This is a genomic window from Natronococcus sp. A-GB1, assembly GCF_029688845.1.
GTDB lineage: Archaea > Halobacteriota > Halobacteria > Halobacteriales > Natrialbaceae > Natronococcus.
In genome coordinates, this window is the sequence record NZ_JARUKW010000014.1 from 109,498 (window position 1) to 135,470 (window position 25,973).

General features: G+C 65.4%; 20 protein-coding genes and 1 tRNA gene. 11 read left to right on the forward strand and 10 right to left on the reverse strand.

All coding sequences use genetic code 11. The features are described from left to right. Positions 1-102: 102 nt before the first annotated feature. Positions 103-1,686 (reverse strand): DUF87 domain-containing protein, encoded by a 1,584-nt coding sequence (locus QA600_RS16350; RefSeq protein WP_278293009.1) that lies wholly within the window; start codon positions 1,684-1,686, stop codon positions 103-105. Positions 1,687-1,868: 182 nt separating this feature from the next. After that, the gene (locus tag QA600_RS16355; protein ID WP_345782035.1) at positions 1,869-2,777 is read right to left on the reverse strand and encodes an alpha/beta hydrolase; all 909 of its coding nucleotides are present in this window, start codon (positions 2,775-2,777) and stop codon (positions 1,869-1,871) included. Between the two features lie 371 nt (positions 2,778-3,148). On the opposite strand from QA600_RS16355, the gene QA600_RS16360 reads away from it, so the two are divergent. The 3 genes from QA600_RS16360 (at position 3,149) to QA600_RS16370 (ending at position 4,169) form a co-directional block, all read left to right on the forward strand. Continuing rightward, positions 3,149-3,457 (forward strand): hypothetical protein, encoded by a 309-nt coding sequence (locus QA600_RS16360; RefSeq protein ID WP_278293011.1) that lies wholly within the window; start codon positions 3,149-3,151, stop codon positions 3,455-3,457. Between the two features lie 306 nt (positions 3,458-3,763). Beyond that, a tRNA-OTHER gene (locus QA600_RS16365) sits at positions 3,764-3,837 on the forward strand. A 2-nt stretch (positions 3,838-3,839) separates the two neighbouring features. Further along, positions 3,840-4,169 carry a hypothetical protein gene (locus tag QA600_RS16370; protein ID WP_278293012.1) on the forward strand — a complete coding sequence of 110 codons (330 nt, stop codon included), beginning with the start codon at positions 3,840-3,842 and terminating at the stop codon, positions 4,167-4,169. Positions 4,170-4,178: 9 nt separating this feature from the next. Here QA600_RS16370 and QA600_RS16375 read toward each other — a convergent pair whose 3' ends face one another. Beyond that, entirely contained in the window at positions 4,179-6,122 is a 1,944-nt protein-coding gene (locus QA600_RS16375; RefSeq protein WP_278293013.1) for a DEAD/DEAH box helicase, read from the reverse strand. Between the two features lie 105 nt (positions 6,123-6,227). On the opposite strand from QA600_RS16375, the gene QA600_RS16380 reads away from it, so the two are divergent. Continuing rightward, entirely contained in the window at positions 6,228-6,404 is a 177-nt protein-coding gene (locus tag QA600_RS16380; RefSeq protein ID WP_278293014.1) for a hypothetical protein, read from the forward strand. Here QA600_RS16380 and QA600_RS16385 read toward each other — a convergent pair. Beyond that, entirely contained in the window at positions 6,397-7,356 is a 960-nt protein-coding gene (locus QA600_RS16385) for a transcription initiation factor IIB (protein ID WP_278293015.1), read from the reverse strand. The genes QA600_RS16380 and QA600_RS16385 overlap by 8 nt on opposite strands. Before the next feature lie 732 nt (positions 7,357-8,088). Between QA600_RS16385 and QA600_RS16390 the strand changes: the two genes are divergently transcribed. Beyond that, complete coding sequence (locus QA600_RS16390; RefSeq protein WP_278293016.1) at positions 8,089-8,685, forward strand: ArsR family transcriptional regulator; 597 nt, start codon at positions 8,089-8,091, stop codon at positions 8,683-8,685. Between the two features lie 320 nt (positions 8,686-9,005). On the opposite strand, the gene QA600_RS16395 is transcribed toward QA600_RS16390, so the two are convergent. The 3 genes from QA600_RS16395 to QA600_RS16405 all read right to left on the reverse strand — a co-directional run bounded on the left by QA600_RS16395 (position 9,006) and on the right by QA600_RS16405 (position 14,263). Beyond that, positions 9,006-10,781 carry a hypothetical protein gene (locus tag QA600_RS16395; protein WP_278293017.1) on the reverse strand — a complete coding sequence of 592 codons (1,776 nt, stop codon included), beginning with the start codon at positions 10,779-10,781 and terminating at the stop codon, positions 9,006-9,008. A gap of 401 nt (positions 10,782-11,182) precedes the next feature. Then, positions 11,183-12,121 (reverse strand): hypothetical protein, encoded by a 939-nt coding sequence (locus QA600_RS16400; protein ID WP_278293018.1) that lies wholly within the window; start codon positions 12,119-12,121, stop codon positions 11,183-11,185. Positions 12,122-12,466: 345 nt separating this feature from the next. Beyond that, a complete protein-coding gene (locus QA600_RS16405) occupies positions 12,467-14,263 on the reverse strand; it encodes a hypothetical protein (RefSeq protein WP_278293019.1) in 1,797 nt (598 codons plus the stop codon). Positions 14,264-14,627: 364 nt separating this feature from the next. Here QA600_RS16405 and QA600_RS16410 point away from each other — a divergent pair, with 364 nt between their 5' ends. After that, on the forward strand, positions 14,628-15,947 hold the full coding sequence (locus QA600_RS16410; RefSeq protein ID WP_278293020.1) for a hypothetical protein: 1,320 nt from the start codon (positions 14,628-14,630) through the stop codon (positions 15,945-15,947). Positions 15,948-16,187: 240 nt separating this feature from the next. Here the strand turns inward: QA600_RS16410 and QA600_RS16415 are convergent, their stop codons facing one another. Both QA600_RS16415 and QA600_RS16420 read right to left on the reverse strand, forming a co-directional pair. Continuing rightward, positions 16,188-16,589 carry a hypothetical protein gene (locus tag QA600_RS16415; protein WP_278293021.1) on the reverse strand — a complete coding sequence of 134 codons (402 nt, stop codon included), beginning with the start codon at positions 16,587-16,589 and terminating at the stop codon, positions 16,188-16,190. 106 nt (positions 16,590-16,695) lie between these two features. Beyond that, complete coding sequence (locus QA600_RS16420; protein ID WP_278293022.1) at positions 16,696-18,285, reverse strand: alkaline phosphatase family protein; 1,590 nt, start codon at positions 18,283-18,285, stop codon at positions 16,696-16,698. 283 nt (positions 18,286-18,568) lie between these two features. Between QA600_RS16420 and QA600_RS16425 the strand changes: the two genes are divergently transcribed. From QA600_RS16425 to QA600_RS16440, 4 genes are all read left to right on the forward strand, one after another. Continuing rightward, entirely contained in the window at positions 18,569-19,522 is a 954-nt protein-coding gene (locus tag QA600_RS16425) for a polysaccharide deacetylase family protein (protein ID WP_278293023.1), read from the forward strand. Between the two features lie 125 nt (positions 19,523-19,647). Next, complete coding sequence (locus tag QA600_RS16430; RefSeq protein WP_278293024.1) at positions 19,648-20,748, forward strand: Gfo/Idh/MocA family oxidoreductase; 1,101 nt, start codon at positions 19,648-19,650, stop codon at positions 20,746-20,748. Further along, positions 20,745-21,674 carry a DUF362 domain-containing protein gene (locus tag QA600_RS16435; protein ID WP_278293025.1) on the forward strand — a complete coding sequence of 310 codons (930 nt, stop codon included), beginning with the start codon at positions 20,745-20,747 and terminating at the stop codon, positions 21,672-21,674. Before QA600_RS16430 ends, QA600_RS16435 begins: the two co-directional genes overlap by 4 nt. Next, the gene (locus QA600_RS16440; protein WP_278293026.1) at positions 21,671-22,636 is read left to right on the forward strand and encodes an NAD-dependent epimerase/dehydratase family protein; all 966 of its coding nucleotides are present in this window, start codon (positions 21,671-21,673) and stop codon (positions 22,634-22,636) included. Before QA600_RS16435 ends, QA600_RS16440 begins: the two co-directional genes overlap by 4 nt. Positions 22,637-22,865: 229 nt before the next feature. Here the strand turns inward: QA600_RS16440 and QA600_RS16445 are convergent, their stop codons facing one another. Then, entirely contained in the window at positions 22,866-23,828 is a 963-nt protein-coding gene (locus QA600_RS16445) for a glycosyltransferase (RefSeq protein WP_278293027.1), read from the reverse strand. A 231-nt stretch (positions 23,829-24,059) separates the two neighbouring features. On the opposite strand from QA600_RS16445, the gene QA600_RS16450 reads away from it, so the two are divergent. Then, on the forward strand, positions 24,060-25,160 hold the full coding sequence (locus QA600_RS16450; RefSeq protein ID WP_278293028.1) for a DUF354 domain-containing protein: 1,101 nt from the start codon (positions 24,060-24,062) through the stop codon (positions 25,158-25,160). Positions 25,161-25,973: the final 813 nt, after the last annotated feature.

The following is a 25,973-nucleotide window of genomic DNA, read 5'->3' on the forward strand; positions in this document are numbered from 1 at the left end:
CCGGATTCGGTCGAGTAACCTGTCCCGAACGTTCGAGTCGCGGTACTACCGGTCTCGTCAGGGACCGCAGTTTCGGTCCCGATCCGGTCGACACCGCCTCGCTCAGTCCGCTCGCGTCGGGGATTCGCCAGCCGTCGATCGGAGCCTGTCCTCGAGCCCGTACGCTCCGTCGGCGGTTCGTTCGAGCACCGATCGGGTCCGCAGCTCCGAGACGAGACTCTGGACTGCGATCGTCGACCGACCGACCCGCGACGCCAGCGCCTCGGTCTTGAGCGGTCCCTCCCTGACGAGCGTCTCGAGGATCTCCTCGCCCGCCTCGAGCGAGCACAGCGACCGATCACAGGCCCGCTCGAGGCGGTCGGCGACCCGTTCCTCGTCGAACAGCGCCTCGATATCGACGTCGCCCCCGTCGCGGCTCGCTTCGCTCTCCTCGCCTTCTTCGTCGCCGAACTCGGTGTAGCTGATCTCGCGGCCCGCCTCCGGGTTCTCGAGCTCCGCGACGCGCTCGCGCAGCCGATCCCGTTCGTCGGTCCGATCGGCGAGTTTCTCCCCGAGGCGTTCGATGCGCTCCTCGCGGTCCTCGAGTTCGGCCTCGAGGTCGACGACCTCCTCGTGGAGCCGCCGTCGCTCCTCGTCGTTTCCGGGCAGCTGGGTCTGGGTCGTCTCGACCCCGGCGACGGCGTCGGCGAGCTGCTGGGCCGCCGTCGAGATGTCGCGGGCGGACTCGAGTTCGCTCTCGAGGGTCGCGATTCGCTGGTCGCGCTTCTCGAGTTCGGCCTCGAGCTCGTTGACCCGGTCGGCCTCCCGTCGTTCGCGCTCGGAGATCTCCTGGAGGTCGTCGACGAGGGTGTCGGAGACCGACTTGAGGTCGGGTCGTTCGAACTCCTCGAGGCCGGGGGTCGCGCCGGCGTCGAAGGTTCGCTTGCGTCGGAACTGGACCTTCCGAACGTCGGTTTCGGTCCAGTCGGTCTGGACGAACGCCTGGCCGTCGTCGAGCTCCGAGACGCGCTCTTTGTACTCGGTGTCGATGATGCGGCCCACGACCTTCGTGTCGTTGTCCCAGGTCAGGCGGTGCCAGACCAGCCAGTTGGCCTGGGTAATAAAGTCCTTCTTGACGTCCGCTGGGCGCTGGCTGATTCCCAGAATACCGAGGCCGTGCTTGCGCCCGCGCTTGCCGATCTTGATCAGCAGGTTGCCCGTCTCGCCGACGCCCCCGCCCTCGGGGATGTACTCGTGGACCTCCTCGACGACGAGCAGGAACGGCTTCTTCAGCTTCTTCTCCTTGACGAACAGCTGGCGGGCGACCTCCCGCAACAGCTCGTCGGCCGCGTCCTCCTCGAGGTAGCCCGAGACGTCTAAGATGATCGGGACGTTCTCCTCCAAGGCCAGCGTCGCCATCTGCTCGGCGTGTTCGGGACCGATCTGGACGTCACACTCCTCGTCGGCGCCGGCGTGGAGCATCTCGTACTCCTCTTTCAGCCCGTAGTACTCGCCGTCGGTGTCGACGATCAACAGGGGGAAGCCGGCCTCGAGCAGCTCCTCGGCGATCACCGAGGCGGTGTTCGACTTCCCCGAGCCCGACTTCCCGGTCGCGAACCCGCGACCCGTCAGCAGCTCGATCACCGGCAGCGTCAGCTCCGTGCCGTCAGCGGTCTCGCCGACGAGGACCTCCCGCTGGTCGCTCACCGACCGACCACCCGCGGACGCGACTCGTTCATTGTCACTGTTGTTCGAATGCGAGACCTTGAATACTTTCTTCACGTCGGCGAGAAACGCGACAGGAATCAGTAGTTGGGAATACGGTTTCGTTACTCCGGTCTAACGCGTTTGGTTCTCAAGATCGGAACTCGATCGCCCTCGCGGGCGGTTCACGATCGGGGTGGGTCCGGTGTCGCGGCGAAGAACCGTATAACCTGGTCAGCAACAGCCTCGGGTTTGTGGCCGGGACCCGTATGTCCGGTATCGTCAATCTCACGCACCGTGGAGTCTGCCACGTGCTCGGCGACGTGGCGCACAGAGTCGGTCATCCAAGGCACCGGGACCGACTGGGTCCCATGCAAGAGCAGGACCGGCACCGTGATCTCGGCGAGTTCTGACGGGTCGGTCGGACTGGTCCACTCCGACTCGAATATCTGCTCGAACTCCCGGAGTTGAACCGGGACGTTCGGCGCCAGCACCTCGAAGAGTCCCAGTTCCTCCGCCCAAGCAAGTTCGTCGTCGTTCGCGACGAACTCGACCCAAATACGGGCTGCATCGGACAGCCGACCCTCCGCCGCGACCTCGCCAACGCGCTCGATCGTATCCGTCATGCGTTCGGAGACGTCCTCCGTTATCACTTCGAACGCGGCCGGCTCGTAGGCGGCGACGGCGGAGATCGCGTCCGTCTTCTGCGCTGCGGCGAGTGAGAACAGGCCACCGCCCGACCACCCCATCAGACCCACGGGTTCACCGATGCTCTCGGCGAACGCCGTGACGTCCTGTACGAGACGCTCGGGCGAGTGATCGGTACTCTGGCCGCTCAACCCGCGGTTTCGCGTACTCATGGCGTAGCAGGTGAATCGATCCGTGAGGAACGGTAACAGCGGTTCCCAGACGGTCTCACCGTCACTCATAGCGCCAGGAACGAGGACCAACGGTGGTCCCTCTCCATGCACGCGTCCGGCTATCTCGGTGCCGTCATCCGAGACGGCTCGGTGAATTTTCTCGCCCGTATCGGGTTGTGTTGGTTTGTCCATAGAATTACACCCCTCCTCAGTTCCTATGTTATCAAGTGTCATAAGATCATCCCGTGACAAATTTGCAGGGTCTGCACAGAATGTATGGCCTGGTCTAAGAGACAACGTATTACGGGCCGTCTGGTAGTGAACGGTACGCGCTCAGACTTGCAGACTCAACCTCACGGCTGATTCAACTGAATTAGTACAAAAAACACTCCCGATGTGACGGATAACCCCTCTGTATTTAGCACGCTTCTCTTGACAGCTATCGGAGAATTCGTTTGCTGCGCCGTTACCTACTTGTCCTGTACTGGTCGATTCCTCCCTTCGGTGGTGGTGTAGAAGGATGACGAGGAGACAGTAGGCCGGATTTGGTATCGTCCAAATCGTTGGTACGAAAACATTTATTCTCCTGCATTGATAGATCCGCTATGGCCCCTCTCGATTCAGACAGATTCGATCTCGAAAAGCGCCACCTCGACAGTGCTTCGCTCTTTCTCCTGGGGCTTAGTCTTATGACCCTATGGTTCAATTTCATATCAACTAGTCTGGAGGACGAGATAACTGGATCCACATTGGTGGGAATCGGCGGATTCTTTCTAATCTATGCGGGCGAACGCACTTTCAAGGGGAGGAACGTGACGTTCAAAGGGAGCTGGTGGAGTCGGGCGTTTGCTCTCTTGCTCTCTGTATTCTGTGTGCTCATCGCCGCGGGGGTTCTCTTTAGATTGATCCAATAGCCAAGCAGATATCTGGCAAATTCTGTCCGTTCCGGTTTGACAATCGAACCCACACCGGGAGAACAGTTATGTCAGTTCCGGGGGACGATACGATCGACGATGACCTCGACCGCACCACTCGCTCGCTCCCGCTCGAGTTCGTCCCTCGAGAACGGGAGCATCGGGTCCTATCGTGGACTCGCAGGCGGTGGTCGCGAACGAGGTGGCTGACGGCTCTCGACGCCCCGTCCGCGCCGCGCGTTCGCGCCGGCCGGACGGTTCGTTTTCCACGTCGAATCTCCGGCCAGCGCGAACTGCGCGGGGATCGCCCCCCGTAGTGTAGCCGGCCAACACGCGGACCAGTTCGGTTCGAACCTCGAGTTCGACCCTCGACGGGGGCCTCATGAATCGACCAGCACCGTCGCTCGAGACGAGGCTGACCGTCCGCGTCCCGCTGGGAGCCTCGGGTAGCCTCGTCGACGGCGCCACGGCGACCCTCGAGCGAGTCGACGCCATCGACCGCGTCGACACTATCGACGTCGCCGGCGTGTCGCCCGGGCTCAACGACACCGCCGCTGACTGTCGGGTCCGGCTCGAGCTCGTGGATCCGATCGACGACGACGTCGCGAAAACAGCCCTCGAGGACGGCGTCGGTATCCTCGAGGTCGAATCCGTTGCTCCGGTCAAGAACGGAACCGCCGAGCGAGCTGTCCTCGAGGCGGAACAGGGGTGAGTCCTCGACCTACTCCTCCTCGTTGGTCTCCGCCGAGTCGACGTTCTGCTCGCGGACCGTGATCCCCTTCCGGCCGAGGTGCTGGAGCTGTCGGCGGGCGAACTCCTCCTCGCGGGTACCGCGAGTAGCGAGCACGTAGACGAGCGCCCCGCCCGCGGGTCGCATCGTGCGGCCGGCCCGCTGGGTCCCCTGGCGGCGCGAGCCCCCGAGCCCGGAGGCGACGATCGCCATGTCGGCGGTCGGGAGGTCGATCCCCTCGTCGCCCACCCGGGAGATCACCAGCAGGTCGCGCTCGTCGCGGCGGAACTCCTCGAGCAGCCGGCGGCGCTCGTGGTGGGGCGTCTCGCCGCTGAGGAAGGGGACGTCCAGCGCGTCGGCGATCTCGCGGCCCTGCTCGAGGTAGTCGACGAACACCAGCGACTTCGCGCCGGGATGCGAGGAGAGCAGGTACCGCACCTCGTCGATCTTCCCCCGGTTCTGGGCGGCGATGCGGTACTTTTCTCGTCCTTCGGCGGAACCGTAGGCGTTGCCTTGCTCGTCGTCGCCCCACGGTACGTAGCGGATCTCGAGTTCCGGCTCGGCGACGAAGCCGGCGTCGAACAGCGCCTCCCAGTCGGTGCCGATCGGCGGGCCGACGAGGGTGAATATCTCTTTCTGACGGTCGTCCTCCCGGATCGGGCTCGCCGATAGCCCGAGGCGATGCCGGGACTGGAGGTGCGTGCTCCGCCGGTAGATGTCCGAGGGAACGTGCTGGCACTCGTCGAACACGACGAGTCCCCACTCGCGGTCGTCGAACAGCGAGCGGTGGCGATCCATCCCCGCGATCTGGTAGGTGGCGATCGTCACCGGCCGCACGTTCTTCTGGCCGCCGTGGTACTGGCCGATCTGGTGGGGCTCGAGCGAGGTGTACTCCTCGATCGTCTCGGCCCACTGACGCGCCAGGTCGCGACTCGGCACGAGCACGAGGGTCTCGCCGCCGACGTGGGTCATCGCACCCATCGCGGCGACGGTCTTGCCGCTGCCCGGCGGCCCGACGAAGACGCCCTCGCCGGCCTCGGCGAAGCGGTCGACCCACTCGCGCTGGTAGTCCCGGAGCGAGACCTCGAGGTCGATCTCGAGCTCCTCGCCGGACTCGAGGTCGCGGTGGTCCTGGACCGGGTAGCCCGCCTCGTACAGAATGCGCTTGATCGCGGCCTCGGCTCCCTCGCGGACCCAGTCCTCGGTCTCGGAGATGGGGGCGTGAACGTGTTCCTCGTCGAGCTTCTGACGGGCGACGTTGCCCATGATCTCCGGCGTCTGGGCCTCGAGCACGGTGTAGCCGTCCTCGTGGGTCGCGAGCCGGAACTGGTGGGCCCGATCCCAATGGCTCTCGACCCAGTCCTCGAGGTCCTCGTTGCGCTGGCCGAGCGCCTGGCGCATCGTTCGGGCCAGCTCCTCGAAGGAGTCGTGGGGCGTGCTCCAGACGTCCTCCGGTCGGACGACGTAGCGGTACCCCTGCTCGCCGTTGCCGTCGGCGAGGTGGGCGAACTGTGAGAGCTGCGCCCGCGTAAACTGGTCGGGCCGATCGACGATAATCTCGCGGCGCTTCGGAAACACGACGACGCGCTCGCGGTCGGTGAGGTCCTCGAGCTCGCTGGGGTACCAGACGACGGGGTCCGTCGAGACCGAGAGACGCTCGAGGTCGCCCCGGTCGGCGAGGGTCTCGAGTCGGTCACTGGCCTCCTCGTGGGGGATCTCGAGGGCGCGGGCGACGGCGGCCGCGGTGAGCACGGGCGCCCCCTCGCGCTGGGAGGCGTCGTGGAACTCCGCGATCGTCGGCTCCTCGCTCCCTGCCTCGAGGTCCGTCGGTTCCCCGTCGACCGCTCGGTCGGAGGCGTCGCTCCCTCTGGACGGCTCGTCGGTCACCTCGCTCTCGGTACCGTCGTCGGCGTCGATCGAGGAGTGGTCGGTCACTGACGGCCCGTAGCCGGAGTACGGGTAAACCGGTTACGTTCGGTCCCCCGAGGATCGAGCGTGAGCCCTACATTATATGCGGATCGATACCGTAACACACACTGTATGTTCCGCGCGATTCTTCCGGAGGGACAGATCGTCTGCGAACGGTACGACCGAACCGATAGCGGTCTCGAGCTGTACAACGGCGACGACGAGTTCGTCGCGTTCGTCCCCTACGCCAACCTGCACGCGCTGCTCGACGACGACGTCTACAGCGAGAAAGAGCGGTCGATCATGTAGCCGGCTGCTGGTCGATCGCCTCGAGCTGCTCGCGGTACCTGTTTCTGACCGTGACGACGGTCGTCTGTGCGGTGTCGGCGACCGCGCGCTGGGGGATCGTCTCCTCGCAGAGCAGCCCCGCGGCGTAGATCGCCGCGGCCGCAAACCCCGTCGGCGACTTTCCTGAGTGGAGTCCCTGCGTGGTCGTCTCGTCGATAATCTCGATCGCCTTCGACTCGACATGGTTGTCCACGTCGAGTTCCGAGCAAAAGCGTGGGACGAACTGTCGGGGATTCGTCGGCTCGAGGTTGATGTCGAGCTCGTCGGCGATGTAGCGGTACGTACGGCCGATCTCGCGCTGGTCGACCCGGGAGACGGCGGTCACCTCCTCGAGACTGCGCGGGATGTCCTCCTTGCGACACGCCGTGTACAGCGCGCTGGTCGCGACGCCCTCGATCGACCGCCCGCGGATGAGGTCCTGCTCGAGGGCCTGCCGGTAGATGACGCTCGCCGTCTCCTTGACGGGTTTCGGCACTCCGAGGGCGCTGACCATCCGATCGATCTCCGAAAGCGCGTACTTGAGGTTTCGCTCGCCGGCGTTTTTCGTCCGGATGCGTTCCTGCCAGACCCGAAGCCGGTGGAGCTGGCCGTGTTTGTCGGCCGACATCGAGTGGCCGTTGGCGTCGCGGTTGCGCCAGTCGATCGTCGTCGTCAGCCCGCGGTCGTGCATCGACTGGGTCAGGGGCGCACCGACCCTGGAGAGTTCGTCGTGTTCCTGGGCATTGAACGCTCGCCACTCCGGCCCGTAGTCGATCGGATCTTCGGTCAGGACGAGCCCACACTCCCCGCAGACCCGCTCGCCGCGGTCCGGGTCGTGGACGATCGTCTCGGTTTCACAGTCGGGACACAGGGCCACCTCCCGTCTCCGTGACTCCGATTCGGCTCTGGCGTGATCGACGATGGACCGCGTCATCAGTACCGAAAAACCATCACGACACTGTAAGGGGGGTACATGGTTTCGGGAGAAACCGTAACTTACTGATTCGTGTCGGATAACGCCGCCGAGTGAACGATCGATGACCGACGCCATCGTCCCGCTTGCACCCGATACGGTAACGGAACTCGAGCCGAGAGCGGCGTCCGACGCCACCTGTTCGGTGGCGGTCCGCTTCGACGGATCCGTCTCCGAGACGCGAGCGCAAACGCCGAAAGGACGCCGATTCTATCGTTTCAACGGGGACATAAGGTAAATCTCTCGTTCATCGTGTAACCCCCGTTTGCGGGTTCGAACCGTCGACTGAGTTTATAGCTTTGCGCTCGAAGGCCTCGATCCAGTGTCGCGTTACCGACCCGCCCATCCTCGTCGCCGGCTCGCCCGCCGCAGCCGTACGTGGTCACTACGCGTCGCCAATTGGTTGATACCGCGGTCGGTCGATCGACCGAAGTGGCCCTCGAGTGGTCGGTTTCGTCCCGCCTCGTTCTCCCGAACCGGAAGTCGATCCGTAGCGCCTTTGCAGGCGGTGCGAAACGTGGTTGTGCTTAAGAGAATCAGTGTTGGCGTACAACCTGGTGTGTCAATCGTGATCGCAACGTCGCTTTCGAAGCTGCAGCGGTCGCTGTCGGTCCGACAGTCCGATCGCTACGAACCCCGGCCCCGAACGAAACCAGCGGGAGCCGGACGTACAGGTGGGGGAGGCGTTCAGTAATGTCGTCGATCGATAGCTCGCTTCCCGACGAAATTGCGTCGGTTACCGATACCGACGACGACGGCCGGCTCTCGAAAGACGTCATCTTCGAGCTCCTGAAAAACCGGCGTCGAAGGGAGGTCCTGACGTATCTTCTCGAGGCCGACGAGACCGTTACCCTCGGCGAACTCGCCGAGCAGATCGCGGCCTGGGAGAACGATACGAGCGTCAACGCGTTGAGTTCCGATCAGCGAAAGCGGGTGTACGTCGCGCTGTACCAGACGCACCTGCCGAAGATGGACGACGCCGGCATCGTCAAGTACGACCAGGATCGTGGGCTCATCACGCTGGCGGACAACGCCGATCTGCTCATGATGTATCTCGACACCGACACCCACCAGCAGGATCGGTGGGACCGGTGGTACGCCGTACTGAGCCTCCTTGGAATCTCCGTCGTCGCCGCGGCGACGCTCGGGCTTCCGCCACTCGCCGCCGTTCCGACGATGGCCCTGGCCGGTGCGGTCGTCGGCGCGTTCTCCGTGCTGACGATCGTTCACGCCGTTACGAACCGCCAGGAAGAGCAGACGGTCAACGGGAAACTCTCCCGAATCGAGTGAACGAGCGAGTTCCGGTCCGCCGCTGCCGCTCGGTGCGGACGGCCGCTTCTGGTAGCGCCACGGCGGCCGCCGCCTCCTCTGCGGAGACGCGGCGACTCAGAAAGCCGGCGAACGCTCGAGAAGGACTTTTATTCATCTAGCTCGTAGTGACGCTTGGCTCCCAGAACCGCCATCCAGTACCGGAACAGTTCGCGTGCCAGCTGCTGTTCCTGGCGTGGGAGCCGTCTTCTACCCGAGCGACGATTCGCGAGTGGCGACGCCGTGCAAGCGTCGCGAGATGCCGGCGTCAGTACCGGCCAAAACGGGCTCGCAATCAGTCGCTACTGGTCGCGAGCGTTGTACTGCACGTCGACGGCCGCGTCGCCGGCGAGCTGGAACGCCGTGATCTCGCCTTCGAACCAGTAGGCGTCGCGCCAGTCGGAGACGGTCCCCCGAACGGTCGCCCCTTCGATGACGTCCTCGTCGTCGATCGAGGCGTCCCGGTACTCCGATTTGACGACCGTGCCGTCGACCGTAAAGGAGTACACGCTCGGCGCGTCGGCCTCGGTACCGTCGATCACCAGCGCGTGGGGGAGCAACTCGCTGTCGCCGTACTCGTCGGGGTCGATCTCCTCGCCGTCGACGAAGACTCGAGCTTCGCCTTCCGAGAACGTGACGTCGGCGAGCGTTCCCGAGAACCGGAACGTTCGGCTTCCGTCGGTCACGGAGTCCTGAACCGTCGAGCCGGAGCTCCGGAGCTCCTCGTCGTCGGTCTCGATGGTTCCGTCGACCGTGATCTCGTAGCTCGCGGGCTCGCCGGTCCCCTTGAGCTCGAGGACGTGGGGGAGTTCGGGGCCGTATTCGTCGGGGTCGATCTCCTCGTCGTTGAGGACTACCGTTGCGGGTCCGTCGACGGTGACGCTCTCGAGGTCGCCGTCGAACCGGAAGGCGTCGACCCAGTCGGCGACGCTGCCGTGGACGGTCCCGTTTTCGATCTCGAGGTCGTCGTCGATCGTCGCGCCCTCGTCCGTCGTGGGGACGACCTCGCCGTCGACGATGAACTCGTAGCGGGTCGCGCCGGAGGCGTCGCCATCGAATCGGATTCGGTTCGGGAGGTCGGACTCCTCTTCGTCGGGCCCGTCAGTTGAGGGTCTTGATCTTGATCCCTGGCTGGCGCCGGCCGCGGCCTCCTCGGCGCTCGTCGGGACGCCGTCGGGAACCGAAAGGTCCGGATCGTTGGTGACCTCGCCCGTCTGGACCTGTCCCTGCGTGTCGCCGCTGTAGGAGCCCGATCGGAAGTCGATCGTTCCGCCTTCGTGGGTGAGCAGCGCCGCGGCGTACGGGCCCGCAGCGAACTCGGAGTCTTCGATCGTGACCGGTCCGGGCGACCAGGCCCAGACGGGACGGCCGTGCTGTTCGGTGTAGCCGCCCCAGCTCCCGTTCTCGGTGGAGTAGTCGGTGTCGTCGTTGTACGCGACGGAGTCGACGATGACGTCGTCCGTACTCGCACACCGGAACGTCGCCACGCCGTTGTTCTTGCCGTAACAGGACTCGAAGCGGACGCTACCACCGTTGGCCGTGTTCGAACAGTAGAAGCCGTTGTTCGGCCAGCCCTGGACGTTACAGTGTCGGAACGTGACGTCGGCGTTGCTGTCACGGTGCAGGAAGATCGCGCCGGGTCCGTGGACGAAGCTCTCGCCGCTCTTGTTCGCGCCGTCGCCGAGGTAGAGGTTCTCGACGAGGACGTCGCCGGCGGGAACGTTGATCGTCATCGCGAAGTCCCCGCCCTGATAGAGTCCCGAGAAGCCGACGTTCCGAATCGTCGCGTCGGCACCGGTGACGTTCAGCAGGATCCCGTTTCCGTTTGAGACGTCGATCAGCGTGTTCTCGAAGGTTTCTCCCTCGCCGATCTGGATCGTCTGCCCGCTGGCCTCGATGACGTCGTAGTCGTCGTCGGCGCTCGCGACGCCCGCGAAGGCCGCCGCCGCGGTCGTCGTCCCAGCCAGCTTCAGGTAGGACCGTCGATCCAGTAATCCGCGATTACCGCTCGTTTCCGACGGCTCGACGCCGTCACCGCCAAACCGCTCCGTATCCAGTACCGATGGTTCGCGTGCCATTGCAATCGAGTAATTCCGTACTACCCGTATAAAGTTTCTCCTCTAGTTCGCATAAAATTAACAGACACTAAATCGGCGGTGTCGGTTAGTTACGTAGATTTTCTATTTTATGCCACGGAATATTATATACACAAACATTCGACTGCTCCTGGGTAATCACTGATTACCGAGCCCTGTCGTTCGATCGTGGCATCGACCGTCTGAAATAAGTAACAGTTATTCCGGCCGTGTCGCGGTCTCGTCCTCGAGCAGCGGCCGAAAACGAATCCGCAAAAAACGAGCGGCGAGTGGAGGGCCGAAGCGGATTGCCGCGTTGGCGGCGGACTTCGTCGGTGGAGGACTGCGTCAGCGGAGTCGTTCGTGCCGGCGCGGTGGAGGGCAACGCCAGCGGGGTCCGGTCGTTACTCGCTCGCGGCTTCCTCGGCGCTCGTCGGAACGCCGTCGGGCACGAAGGCCTCGGGGTCGGTACCGACGTCGCTGTCGAGCTGGACGCTCGAGCCGTCGTGTTCCGCAACACCGGCCGCGTCGTCGTAATCAGTGTCGCTGACGACGACGGTGGTGCCGTTTCCGTTCGCGCCCGCGTCGATCGCCGTGTTCGCGCCGTTCATCTCGATCTGGCAGCCCTCGACCTCGACGGTTCCGGGCGCCCACGCCCAGATTCCCCGTCCCTCGAAACCCTCCCCGTCGACGAGGACGCTCGAGTTCGTGACTCGGCTTCCCTCGGTCGCGAGGCGGTAGTGCGAGACGTAACAGTTCGCCGCGAAACACTCGTCGATGTGGACGGTGCCGCCGCCGGCGTTGCCGGGCGCGGAGGCGTAGATCGCGTTGTCTGCGAACCCCTGGATGTTGAGGTTCCGGAAGTCGATGTGGCCGGAGTGGTCGGGGTTGACCCAGAAGCCGGTCTGGCCGTGACCGGTGCCGGACGCGTTCTGCGAGTCGGAGCCGTCGCCGAGGTAGACGTTCTCGACGGTGCTCGTCGCTCCGCCGGTGTCGGCAACGCCGAACGTCGCGGAGCCGGCGCCGGAGGTGTTCTCACCGTGGAAGCCGACGTTTCGGACCGTCCAGTCGGTTCCCTCGGCGATGACGGTGATGTCACCACCGGTGGTCATGTCGATCAGCTTGTTCTCCCAGGTCTCGCCGTCGCTGATCGTGACGGTCTGGCCTTCGGCTTCGATAACCTCGTACTGCTCGTCGGCGGCGGCGGCGCCCGTTGCACCAACCGATACCGCTGCCGTTGCAACCGCTGCGAGTGACTGCACGTAGCTCCGGCGGGTTAAGGACGTGTTACTGTCTGTATTCGCCATGTTACTCGCGTCGGTTGTACGGGGTTGCTGCGCCATACAGTTTCGTAACCTGGCCTTACGGGACATAAACCTTTTCTTGTCATCTTGGGTTAAATCTACAGATTATATTGCACACGTTACCTATTTAGACAGAATGTAGAACAGTTCGATTGCGAACTTACGAAAGTCGTTCAGTCACGTCGGTCTCGCGGTGACGAAGGTAAGGAACTGTTTCCGGGGGCGGCGTCGACCCCTTCCGCTCGAGTAACCTCGAGATTCACCGCGAAAAGCAGATCTTTCGGATGATCAATCGTGAACAAGGCGTGATTACCGCCTCGAGAACTGTCATCTGGAGCCGCGGCGGTCGCGACCCGCCCGCAGCCGGGTTACTCGGCGGCCGAGTTACTCGTCGTCCCCGCCCGCGACCGCGTACATCCGGAAGTCGTCGTTCGAGATCACTCTGTCCGCGTACGGATCGTACTCGAGCCCACGGTAGGCCGTCTCCTCGTAGCGCAGCCCCTGGTAGACGTCGAACTCTCGGGTCTCGTCGAACGAAGAGATGACGAGGTAGTGATCTGCATCGTTGTACGCACCGCTATAGTTCCCCTCGTTGAACGTCTCGGGATCGAGTTCGCCGCTGGCCGCGGTGCCCGCGGTCAGCGACTCCTCGCCCTCGAGTCCGTTGATGCCGTGATCGAGCCGGTACGGATCGTACCCGATCCCCGCGTACGGCGTGTCGTCGGCGCCGCGGTCCATTCCCGTCTCGTACCCGTTGAACGTCGCCTCGGGGACGTGCTGGCCGGGGCTGTAGATGATCGGCGAGGCGTAGACGGTCATCAGTCCGAGCACGAGACAGCTACCGAGCACTACCGCCCCAACGGCGCTTGCACCCGGCCTCGAGACGAACCGGGAGAGCCCACCGATCCCGTGTGCGATCGCGACACCCGCGAGGATCGTCAACACGACGTAGATGAAGCCCATCTGTCGAAACGCCATGTTGGGCGTCCCGAGGAAGTAGAGCACGAACATCCCGCCGAGCGGGACGAGCGCGACGGTGAAGTACGTGACGAGCGACCGACCCTCCGCGTCCAGCCTCGTCCGCCCGATCACGGCCAGCAGTAAGAACAGCCCAACGGCGAGCCCGATCAGGGCGGCGTCGAGGAACATCGTGACGAACAGCTCCGCGAGGCTGCCGCCGATCTCGGTGAGCGACGTCCCTTGCTGATCGATCTCGGCGCTTCCGCCGACGTCGGCGGTGAAGATGCCCGTGACGAACCCCTCGACGGCGTCGCGAAACCGCTGGTTGGTCACCGCCCAGACGCCGAAGATCGTCCCGAGGACGAGCGTCTGAGTGTGCAGCGTCGGTTGCTCGAGCATCGGGTGGTCGGCGTACCGCCTGTGGACGAGGTACTGGACGACGCTTACGGCCGCGACGAAGACCACGGCGTTGACCATCTGCTGGGGGTGGACCAGCAGAAGGGTGAGCGCCGAGACGTACACCAAGACGCTGAACGGAGAGAGTCCGAGCGGGAGTCGTTCGATCGTCGCGCGCCGACGGAGATAGGCGACGACGGCGAAGACGACGACCGGGACGACAAACAGCGCGTTCGAGTTGGTGTGAACACCCATGTGGGTCGCGACGTTGTTGATCGGCAACACCATCCAGGAGACGATCGCCGCGACGCCGACCGCGAGCGCGTTTCCGCTCAGGTCGCGCACGGTGAGGGGAACGAAGATCAGGAACGGAACGAACGTGACCACGAGCGCGAACAGTAGCCCTCGCTCGATCGGAATCCCGCCGAGGAAGTAGAAGATCGCGCCCAGCGAGTGGACGGCCGGGTAGAACAGTTCGTGGGCCGCCATCTCGCCCTCGACGATATCTCTGGTCCAGCCCAGATGCGAGAGGGCGTCGCCCATCCCGTAGAAGTAGTACCCCCTGATCACCGGGAGGCTCACGATCGCGGTTACCGTCGTGGCGCCGAGTCCGATGCCAGTCGCCTGCTGGCGGCCGTAACAGACCAAGCTCGCGCTGACGGCGATCGCGAGCGCCAGCGCGAAGGCAATCCAGACCGCCGTCGGCGTCCCGGTGTAGACCGACGACTCGTAGGTAGTCGCGGGATCGTTCCGGGCAATCGCGATCCCCGCGGCGAGCGCGAGAAAGCCGGCGGCGAAGAGCCAGTCGAGCGCCGATCGGTTCATAGGCTGGCTGTCCGCCCTCTCCTCGGTGGTGTCGCGATACACATATCCTGACACGAGCGACGCCGACGCCGGGGTTTGTTATAGGGAACCTACAAAAAGTTCGACGTTGGCGCGCGCTCGAGTCGATCCGTGGCCCGACGACGAGGAGCGACGCCGACGGTCGAGGACGGTTTCGGACGGATCCCGAGACCCGCGAACGGACGCCGGCGACGGGGTCTCCGGGGTGCCAGGTCACGGGGCAAGTATGCAGTCCCTGTTCGATCCGGACTGACGGCTACGGACCGATTTCTCGAGTTGCGGACGATCAACGACGCTGATGCTTTTTGTACGCCCTCGGCGTGCTCTGGAAGCGACGAACCCGCATATGAGTGCTATCATCATCGATCGGCCGACCGTCGACGGGCGAACCCTCGAGTGCGAGGCCCGCGCCACGCCCGACCTCGAGCGGTTCCTGACGAGCGAGCCGTTCCGAACCGAGTACGACGTGCCGATCGCCGAGGTCCCCGAGGGGATCCTCGCGATCCCCGTCCTCGCGCAGGTCTGTCCCGTCGCGTGGGCCAACGGCGCCGACGTCTACGTCGAGGAAGTCGACGCAACCTTCGCCCGCGCGCTCGAGGACGTCCAGGAGACGCTCTGTGGCATGTACGACTTCCTCGAGGGCGGCACCCTCTACGCCCGGCGCACGATCGACCCCAACCCGCCAGCTGACGGCGAGGGCGACGGCGAGAGCGGACTACTGTTCACGGGGGGCGTCGACTCGATGTGTTCGTACGTCCGCCACCGCGAGGAGGAGCCCACGCTGATCAGCATCCGCGGCTGGACGATCACGCCCGACCCCGCCGACGACGACAAGTGGCGCCACCTTACGGATCGCGTCGAGTCGTTCGCCGCCGAACGGGGGCTCGAGACGGCGTTCCTCGAGTCGAACATGCTCTCGTTTCTCGACCACCCCATGCTGCTCGCCCACTACAAGCGCCACGTCGACGGCGCCTGGTACAGCTCCGTCGGCCACGGCCTCGGCCTGCTCGGGCTCTGTGCGCCGCTCGCGTACGCTCGCGGAATGACCGACCTCTACGTCGCCGCCACCCACTGGAAGGGGATCGACCTCGAGTGGGGCTCCCGGCCCGACATCGACGACAACGTCCGCTGGGCCGGCACCCGGTGTCACCACGACTGTTACGATCTCACCCGCCAGGAACGGCTCGACGCCATCGCCGAATACGTCCGAAGCGACGCCCCGGATCTCGAGCTCCAGACCTGCAACCGCCAGATGAAGGGGAACTGCGGGCGCTGCGAGAAGTGCTACCGGACCGCCGTCGGCCTCCGGCTCGCGGGCCTCGAGCCGACCGACCACGGCTACCCCTTCGCCGACCACGAATACGAGCGACTGCGGGTCGCCCTCGAGGGCGGCGAGTGGGTGCTCGGCCAGGACGAGCGCTACATGTGGGAAGACATTCGCGGGCGCGCGCGAGAGGCCGAGCCCGAGTCGGCGACCGAGCGGGCGTTTTTCGAGTGGGTCGAGACGGCCGATCTCGAGGATCTCGTCTCGGAGTCGGGGCCGCCGCTGTCTCATCGACTCCTCCGGGCGGGCGCGAGGAACGCACCGAACGGTGTCTACAACAGACTGTACCCGGCCTGGACGGCCGCCAGGACCGGACTCCGACTGGTTCGTTCCGACCGATAGGGACAGAGTCGGGAGGGGTTCGGGAGCGACGAGCCGAGTGGTACCTCTGCGACCACCACTGTCTGCAGGCGGGCCGCGGGTAGTTATTCCCGTTGCGCTACCCCCTCGAGTGACGGAACGGGTCCGCTACGAGCGCGCGAGGACGGACCGCGGCGGGAGCGAGGTGACCACGATACATGGTCTCGAGTAGCGGATCGACTTCGAACGGGATCGCCCGAGGAAAACGAAAGGTGGCGACTGCTATCGATCGAGCGGATCGTCGTCGTCCTCGGGCTCGTCGATATCCACGTTGATCGGATCGGTGTCCTCGTGTCCGCGCTCGTGGCGGCCGGCGCTGTCCCCGCCGACGGGGATCTTCGTCCGAAGGTCCGACGCGAACGACTGGACCTGATCGACCAGCGTGCTCACTTCCTCTTCGAACTCCTCGACGGATCGCTCGACGTAGTGGACCCGCTGTGCGGGGATCCGCCGAACGATGTCACGACCATCCTCGTCCTCGTCCGTCTTGATGATCCAGTGATCCTGGAAGTAGGCGACGTGTTCGTTCGGGACCGTCTTTCTGACGGTTCCCTCGTCGGGTTCGTCGTAGACGATCGTTGCCTCACCGACGTCGCGCTCGAGCTCGAGATCCTCGTCGACCATGCGTGACGATCCGGGCCGATACGTGGTAATCGCTGTGCTTGCAGGCCGCGGACTGCGGGATCGAAGGAATCGTTCGGGTGCAGGCTCTGCGGACCAGTCCGGCCGGTCACTCCATGTAGCCCAGCCCCTTCAGTCGGTCCTCGACGTCGGAGAAGTCCTCCTCGACCTCGCCGCCTTCGGTTCCCGAGACGGCGACTCGCTCGACCTTCGTCCGCGAGGGGGTCGCGCGCTCGTCGAAGGCGTCGAACAGCACGCGACCGTCGGTGTTCTCCGGAATCGGCTCGCCGATCCCGTGGAGCAGGGTCGGCGCGACGTCGACGACGCGGGCGCCCCGGAGCGTCGCGCCGGCGTCGATCGAGGGGCCGCGACAGAGCATGATCCCCGTGCTCCGGTGGCTGGCGGCGTACGTACCGGTCTCGCCGAACAGTTCGTCGGTGATCGTGTTCCGCGAGTCGTAGCCGTCCCGACCGTTGACGACCAGATCCGGCGATCGGTCGTCGGTCGGGAACAGCTCGTCGCCGTCGAAGACCTCGAGCACTCGAGTCCCGTCGGCCTCGGTAACGGACTCGAAGATCTCGACGAGCGCCTCCTTGATCTTCGGCACCTCGCTCGGCTCGACGACGCCGTGTTCGAACCGCTCGGTGTCGTTGACGTAGCAGGTTCCGGCGCCGTGGACGAACGCGACGGTGCGGTCGTAGTCGACGTCGTAGAGGGCGTGGTCGCCGGGGATCTGTTCTGCGACCGAGTCGACGAGTCGGCGCGGGAGCGCCGAGACGAGCAGCTCCTCGGAGATGCCGACCCGGTCGAGCGTGTTCGTGATCGTGTCTCGGGAGATCCCCAGGCTCGCGAGCGCGCCGCGGGTCCCCTCGTCCTCCCGTTTGAACAGGTATCCCTCGCGCTCGAGGACGTGGTTGACGTAGACGAGCCGGTGGATCGGCCCGAAGCCGTGGTCCGAGATGACATAGAGATCGGCATCGTGGTCGTCAGTGTACTCGATGACCTCGCCGAGGATCTCGTCGAGTCGCTTGTAGTGTTCGAGCAACGGCTCCATCTCCCAGACGAGGTGCTGGAACCGGTCTGGTGCGGTGTAGACGAAGAAAAACAGCTGCCAGTCGTCGCCGGCCTCGTCCATCTGCAGACGCATCAGCTCTCGTCGTTTCGAGAGCATCTCGTCGACCGCGTCGGGAAACTCGTCGAGGCGGTCGGCGTACTCGGGGTAGTCGAGGCTGATCTGATACTCCGGCACGCGTCGTTCGAGTCTCGACTGGAACTCCGGTGGGTGAGTGAATTCGCGTTCGGTCGACGGCGTCATCATCCCCGCTACCATCGTGCCATCGATCTCGCTGGCGGGATAGGTCATCGGGACGTTACCGACGTGGGCCGGCGAGAGCTGCTCCCAGAGGGCCGGCTGTTGGCGATCGTGACTCGTGTACATCCGCTGGGAGTACTCCGAAGAAAGCTTCTGGAAGCCGTAGATGCCGTGTTTGTCCGGCCAGACGCCGGTCGCGATCGAGGGCCACGCCAGCGGCGTCGTCGGTGGCCGGGTGCTCTCGAGGACCCCGGAGGCGCCCTCCGTTCGCATCCGGGCGAAGTTCGGGAGCTCCCCGGCGTCGGTCCATCGTTCGATCAGCCTCCACGGTACGCCGTCGAGTCCGAGGACGAACGCTCGCTCGGACGGGGTTGAAGATCCGCTCATGATTGGTGTCGAGACGTCGGGAACGTCTACTGTCCTGGAGGTGACCCGACGACCGCTTTGTTATAGATCGGCTTCACTCGGGAACGGGATCGATCGACGGACGATTGTCACATCCTACCGGTGGCCGGTTCGTCGGCGAGGCGCTCTCCGTTGGGTATCGGATACCGGTACCGACCGGTTACCGTCCGCAGCGGGCGGCCGGACGGTCGGAACGGCGCCCATAACAAAACGACGCAGGCGCTATCGGCATCCCCATGAACGATCCCCAACGGTGGTGGGCGCTGTGGGCAGCGTCGTAATCTCGCTCGACGCCGAGCTCGGGTGGGGGTTTCACGATCTCGACTCCCCGCCGAGCGCCAGAGTCGAGGCCGGCCGACGCGGCTGGGTGGCTATGCTCGAGCTGTGCGCCGAGTACGACGTCCCCGCGACGTGGGCCATCGTCGGCCACCTCATGCTCGAGGACTGTGACGGGCGACACGCCGACCATCCCGCGCCGAACGGATGGTTCGCCCGCGAGCGCGGGGAGTGGGCCGACCGCGAGGATCTGCGGTTCTGTCCGGACCTGGTTCGCGCAACCCTCGACTCCGACGTCTGCCACGAGTTCGCCACTCACTCCTTCTCGCACGTACTGTTCGGCCAGCCCGAGACCGACCGCGAACTCGCGGCAGCCGAACTCGAGCGAAGCCTCGAGCTGGCGCGGGAGTGGGGGCAGACGGTCGACTCGTTCGTCTACCCGCGAAACGACGTCGGGCACCGCGACGTGCTCGCCGAGTACGGCGTCGGCGCCTACCGGGGTCGATCGCCGACCCGCGACGGGATCCGCGGGGTCGTCGACTCGACGCTCCGGAACCGATCGATGATCGTCGAGCCGACAGTCGACGAGTACGGCCTGGTGAACGTCCCGGCGTCGCTGTTCCTGTTCGGCTTCGAGGGATCCGCGCGGACGGTCGCCGAATCGGTCTGGAGCGATCCGATGGTCGTGCTGGCTCGCCGCGGCATCGACGAGGCCGTCGACGCCGACGGCGTCTTTCACATGTGGCTCCACCCGAACAACCTCACTCGCGGGCGCGACGACGACCGGATGCGGGCGATCCTCTCCTATCTGGATCGGCGGCGAGCCGAAACCGACCTCACGGTCGAGACGATGGCCGACGTCGCCCGCCGAACAAAGACAGCCGACGGGATCGATGGGACCGCAAACAGCGTCGACGGGCGGGCGACGGCGAGACAGCCGTGAGTTCGGCCGTCGATCGAATCGACGCAGTGTAGGACGCGTATTCGTGTAGAAGGGGCGATCTACTCGCCGTCTGACGGCGGTACGGCGGCGATAACAAAGCCCGCAGCCACCACGTTCTCGAGCGAATGCTCTCACAGTTTCGCGGCCGGTTGACCGACCCGAAGCCGCTCTCGATCGGCGTTCTCGGGGTCGGGAACATCGGCATGGTGCATCTGAAATCGGCGCTGGCGATGCCCGGCGTCGAGGTCCTCGCGGCCGCCGACGCAGTTCCGGAGAACCGCGACCGGGCGGAGCGGGCCGGCGTCGACCGAACCTACGACGACTACGCGGCGCTGCTCGCCGCGGAGGATCTCGACGCCGCCGTCGTCGCACTTCCGCCGTTTCTCCACGCCGAGGCCGTCGAACGGGCCGCCGAGTACGGGATCGACGTCTTCGTCGAGAAGCCCCTGGCCCGTTCGACGGAGGAAGCCGATAGAATGCTCGAGATTGCCGAGCGAGCGGGGATCGCCGTCGGCGTCGACCACACGCTCCGGTACCAGCCCGATATGGTCGGCGTCAAATCGGCCTACGAGGACGGCGGCGTCGGACACGTCCCTTACGCATCGATCATCCGGCTCAACGACGGCCCGCTCGGACGTCCGCCCGCAGACACTGCACCGCCGTCCTGGCCGCTCGATCCGAACGCGGTCGGGGGCGGCTCCCTGCTCGAGCTCGGGGTGCACTGCTTCGACGTGCTCGAGTGGCTGTTCGGCGAGCTCGAGGTCCGAGACGCGACGATGGGCCGAACCCTCGAAATTCCCGTCGAGGACGCCGCGACGGTCCTCCTGCGGGCGCCGGAGACGGGGACGACGATCACGTTACACTGTGGCTCCTACCAGTGGGAGGAGCTGCCCGAGGTGAACACGCGGCTCCGCCTCGAGGGAATTACGGGGACGATCACCAACCGGGACCACCTTCCGAAGAACTTCTACGCGGACGCGGCCCGGGCAGCCCTCGAGAACGTCGCCAGCCGCGTCGGCGGCGAGCCGACCGTCTTCGGCCCGACGTTCTACCTGCGCGCTCACTACGACGCGCTGGCCGACTTCTGTGAGGCGATCCGGGCGAACGAGGAGCCACCCGTCAGCGGGCTCGACGGCCGGCGATCGCTCGCGCTAGCCGAGACCGCCTACGACCTGGCGGCCGAGACCGTCGCCGAGGACGTCGAGGTTCCGGAGGTGCGGCCGTGAGCTCCGCGTACCTGGCCGCGGTCGGCGAGGACGACAGTCGAGGCGGCTGGCGGCCGACCGTCGACGCGCGAATGGTCCGACTCGAGTCGGCTGTCGAAGCGGTCCTCGAGCCCCACCGAGCGCGACTCGCGGGCGCCGACCGAGTAACCATTGCGCCTGACGTTCACTACCCGTTCCACCCCTCGACGGGCGTCGTGACCGATCCCGCGGTCGTCGGCGCGGTCGCCGCCTGGCTCGATCGAGAACTCGGGACCGATCTCGTCGTCGTCGGGCGCAGCGACGACCGGATCGCGTTCGACCGGACGGCGTCGTACCTCGGCTACGACCGACTGGCCGAGCGCTTCGACGCCGCACTCGTCGACCTCGCTGACGTGCCGACGCGAAACGAGTACCGGGCCGTCGACGGGCGATCGGTCGCGCTCTCGGTGCCGAAGCCGCTGGTCGAGTCGCCCGTGATCGTCGTTCCGTCGCTCCGGCCGACCGAGGAGGGAACGGCTGCGGGTGCGGTTCGAACGCTCGGCCGACTCGTCACCTCCGGAGCCGACTCGAGCCGGGCTTCGGTCGCTGCGACCCAAATGATCGATCCCGACCTCGCCGTGCTCGACGGAACGGTCGCCTACGGCGACGATCCCGTCGCGACGAACCTGTTGCTCTCGGGATCGGCGCCCGCCGTCGACGCCGTGGCGACGTCCCTGCTGGGTCGAGACGTCGACGCGGACGTCGCGCTCTCCCCGTTGCTCTCGGACGGGGAGCGACCCGTCGCCGTCGAGAACCCCGACGGCGTCGATCTCTCGGGGGTCAGGGAGCGACTGACGGGCGGTCGGCTTCCGCCCTCGGACGACACGCATCCGGCGGTCTCGAGCGCCTACCGGCTCTATGCCGCCGCGAGCGGGGACGCCGTCCCGCCACAGCTCGAGGGACGATGAGCGCGAAGACGGCCGCGGTTACTGGTGCGACTGGGTTTCTGGGAACCCACCTCTGTGACCATCTTCGCGCGGAGGGATGGGACGTACGGGGGCTCAGCCGACCAGGCTCGGATCGAGGCGTCCCGGGCGTCGACTGGTACGTCGGCGACCTCTTCGAGCAGGGGACGCTCGAGGCGCTGGTCGACGGGAGCGACGCCGTCTTCCACCTCGCGGGCGCCAGCCTCTGGAGCGCCGACCCCGAGACGGTCCACCGGGTCAACCGGGAGGGAACCGCGAACCTCCTCGATGCCTGCGCGGCGACCGACGCCGGGCGCGTGGTGTTTACGAGTACGTCGGGAACCCGACGACCGAACGGAACCGACCCCGTCGCCGACGAGGACGACGTCGCCGAGCCGATCGGGGCCTACCAGGCCTCGAAGGCTCAGGCCGAACGCCTCGTCGACCGCTACGCCGAGGACTCCGGCGACGCGGTGACGGCCCACCCCACCTCGATCTTCGGTCCCGGCGACCGGAACTTCACCGCCCAGCTGCTCACGATGGGGCTCGAGCGAACGATGCCCGCCTACCTCCCGGGCGGGCTCAGCATCGTCGGCGTCGACGACGTCGTCGCGGGGCTGGTCGCCGCAGCCGAGCGCGGCGAGTCCGGCGAACACTACATCCTCGGCGGCGAGAACCTCACCTACGACCGCGCGGTCTCGCGGATCGCCGCCCACCTCGAGGGATCGCCCGCTCGAATCCCCGTTCCGGCGACCGCGATCCACGCTGCGGGCCCCGTCGCCGAACTTGTTGACGCCGCCACCGGTCGGCGCGTGTTTCCCTTCGATCGGCGAATGGCCCGACTCGCGACCCAGCGGCTGTTCTACACCTCACGGAAGGCCCACGAGGATTTGGGATACACGTACCGACCGCTCGAGGCTCACCTGCCGGAGGCGATGGCCTGGTACCGCGAGGAGATCCAGTAGCCGGGCTCAGTCCCGGCCATTCCGCAAGATCGAGCCGAACGACCGGATCTAACTGTTGTTCTGTTACTAACAACATACCATAAAGACATATACTGTTCGATCACTGAATTGATACTGCCAGGAGCCCCCTGCTGCGCTCCGGCCCTCCCCCTCGTTTTTCAGATAGGACGTGATCCGGTCTCTCCTCCCCCGTCAACAGTCACCCGCTGCGGCGAGTCTGGTCGGGTCGCTACCGCTTCGCGGGAACTCTCGGGGCTCGAGCCGGTACCCGTTTCCCGGTCGCGCGCTCGTAGACCGCAAGCATTCGCTCGGCGGTTCGTTCGATGCTTACCTCACGGGCCGCCACCCGTCCGTTCGAGCGCTCGCCACGCTCGAGGATGCCCGCCAGTCCGTCGATCAGTTCTCGATCGGATCGCGCGACGACCGAGGGGTCGACCCCGGCCAGTCGCTCGGGAACGTCGCCGACCGCGAGCGAGACCACGGGGACGTTACAGGCCAGTGCTTCCTTTACGGAGTTGGGCGATCCCTCGCTGTCGGAGGTCAGTAACAGGGCGTCGGCGGCGTTGAGATACGTCGCGACGGCGTCGTGATCGACACCCGAGATCGTCTGCAGGCGAACCGGTCGATCGACGCGGCTCGAGACGTCGTCGACGACCCGCTTCGCCCGGGGATAGTTTTTCACCGTGCGTGCAGGCGGATAGGGAAAGAGGACGTGGTACTCGTCGTCCGCCCAGTCGACGGCATCTCGAGCGCGCGAACGGGGTTCGGGCCGGAACCGCTCGAGGTCGACGCCGTCGGGAATCACCGTACAGTCCCGGCCGAGCGCGGCACCCATCTCGGCGGACATGACGACGACCTCCGCACACAGCGGCGCACAGAGCTTGCTCACGGGCGCCGTCGGGCCGTGGACGTCCGAGCCCCACAGCGAGAGCACGACCGGGAGCCGAAGCTGGGCCAGCGCAGCCGGCGCCGTCAGTCCATAGTGGGCGTGAACCAGGTCGTACTCGGGACCAGCCTCCCGGAGCACCCGCGGGACCGTCCGAACGTAGTCGAATGGACTCCGGGCGGTGTCGGCGCTCACCTCGCCGGCGACCGACATCGTCGTCACGGAGACGCCCCGCTGCTCGAGGGCGTCCACCTGCTGGGTCAGAAACGGCGCGTCGGCGTTGGCCGTCACGACGAGGACGTTCATCGACAGAGGCAACCGCCCCGCGACGGTTTGTTATGGACAGGATTACTCGGTCGGCGGCGGCCGTTACGGGATGCATACGCCCGACGGAACCGGCTCGACGCTCGAGCACGCAATGGGAGACTGGCCGTCGCTCGGATCTCGAGACGCGTGTCCGTCTCGGGTCGGCGAACGGCTGTCCGAGCGCGGGTAGCCCGCCGATTACAAAGGGCCGACATCGGGTACGGGAAGGCGATGCGGATTCTGGTCTTCGCGAATACGCCCGCCCACGTCCACCTGTACCGCCACGCCGTCGACAGGCTCGAGCGAGCCGGCCACGACGTCCTCGTGTTGACCCGTGAGTACGCCTGTACGACCGACCTGCTCGACTTTTTCGGGATGCCGTACCGGGTGTACGGCGGCCACGGCACCGACACGTACTCCCGGCTGCGGTTCGCCCGTGAGCTGGGCGGTCAGCTCGGAACGATCGTCCGCGAGTCGCTGCGCTTTCGCCCCGACGTCGTCTTCGGCCGCGGACCCTACGCGGCCCTCGCGGGGACGGTCACGCGAACGCCAACGGTGCTCGTCCTCGACGACGAACCGGGTGACTTCAACCATACTGTCTCCAGGCCGTTCGCCGACTGCATCCTCTCGCCGGCGGTCACGCGCCGGGACCTGGGCGACGCCCACTACACGTTCGAGGGGTTCAAGGAGTGCGCCTACCTCCACCCCGACGTCTTCGAACCCGACGGGCGGATCCGCGAGTACCTCGGCGTCGCCGCCGACGAGCCCTACGTCCTCCTGCGGTTCAACGCCCTCGATGCCCTCCACGACACCGACCTCGAGGGCTTTACCTCGGAGCAGCGACGGGATCTGATCGACCGCCTGAGCGAGGACGCGACCGTCTTCGTCTCCGACGAGGGCGGCCGGATGGAGCTTCGGGACACCCCCGCCCGGCCGTACGGCCTCCACCCCGCGCTGATCCACGACGCGATGGCCGAGGCCTCGCTGCTGGTCGCCGACACAGGGACGATGGCCACCGAGGCCGCCCTGCTCGGCACCCCCGCACTTCGATATCAGGGCACCGACGAGCACGAGTACGGCGAGTTCGAGGCCCTCGAGCGCGCCGGCCTCGCCGAGCAGTTCGACTCCTACGGCCCGCTGTGCGAGCGCTCGCTCGAGATCCTCGCCGACGACGAGGGCGACGCCAGCTGGCAACGACGCCGACAGGCCTACGTCGGCGAACTGGTGAATCTGACCGACCTGCTGGTCGACGTCGCGACCGCGCGGGGCTCGCTCGAGGGACTCAGCCCGCCGGCCAAGCGGGCGATTCGGCCTCGATCGCAGTCGCTGTAGCCTCGTCGAACCGCTCTTCCCGTTCGCACGGTTCGAACCGTCGTTCTCTACTCCTCGAGTTCTATCGCGGACTGTGAGAAGAACCGTCGGTCGGTAGTCGAGATCGGTGAGGAGGGAACACCGCGCTGCGTTGCGTACTACCCGATCAGGTATGTCTCGAGAACACGTCTCGAATTAGAATCAGCGAAACGCACTACCACGAGTACGTCGGAGACAGTACTGTCGAGGACGTCAACTTCGAAGCAACTGACACAGATATAGCGGAAGCCCAGGACTTCAGTTGTGGGAGGACGTCACCTACAGGGCAAGCAGTTACCGAAGCAGCTATTGATTTATCCGAAATGTGCTAAAAGTCGGCTGCTGAATATAGAGCATAGATGCAACACGACGGGTTCGGTTGTTTCAAGTCAAAACCATTGATTGCTCTACTTAATTGTCACACATATTGTCATAACAGTACGATGAGTGAGATACTGATCAAGACAGCAGCTATTCGAGTGCCACCTGCCAAGCGCCGTCGATTCTCGGGGAGTAACTCCGCAACTCCAAAAATGGCAAACGCAATTCCAAGTATGAGGGGTGGTGTGATTCCATATCCGTACCGGGTTTGGTAATATAATTCGACCAATATTAGAACAGCCGAAAATACGAGCCAAAATGCGCCACTGTACCGGCCTTCTGGTTCACGAAATACAACGGCGTTTATTCTCTCCTTCATCTTGTTGTGCAGTAAATATCATAGTCTCTTATATACCATTTGATGAAAGATCTCCCCATTGAATTTCGCCCTCACTCAGTGCCACATTCGCGCTC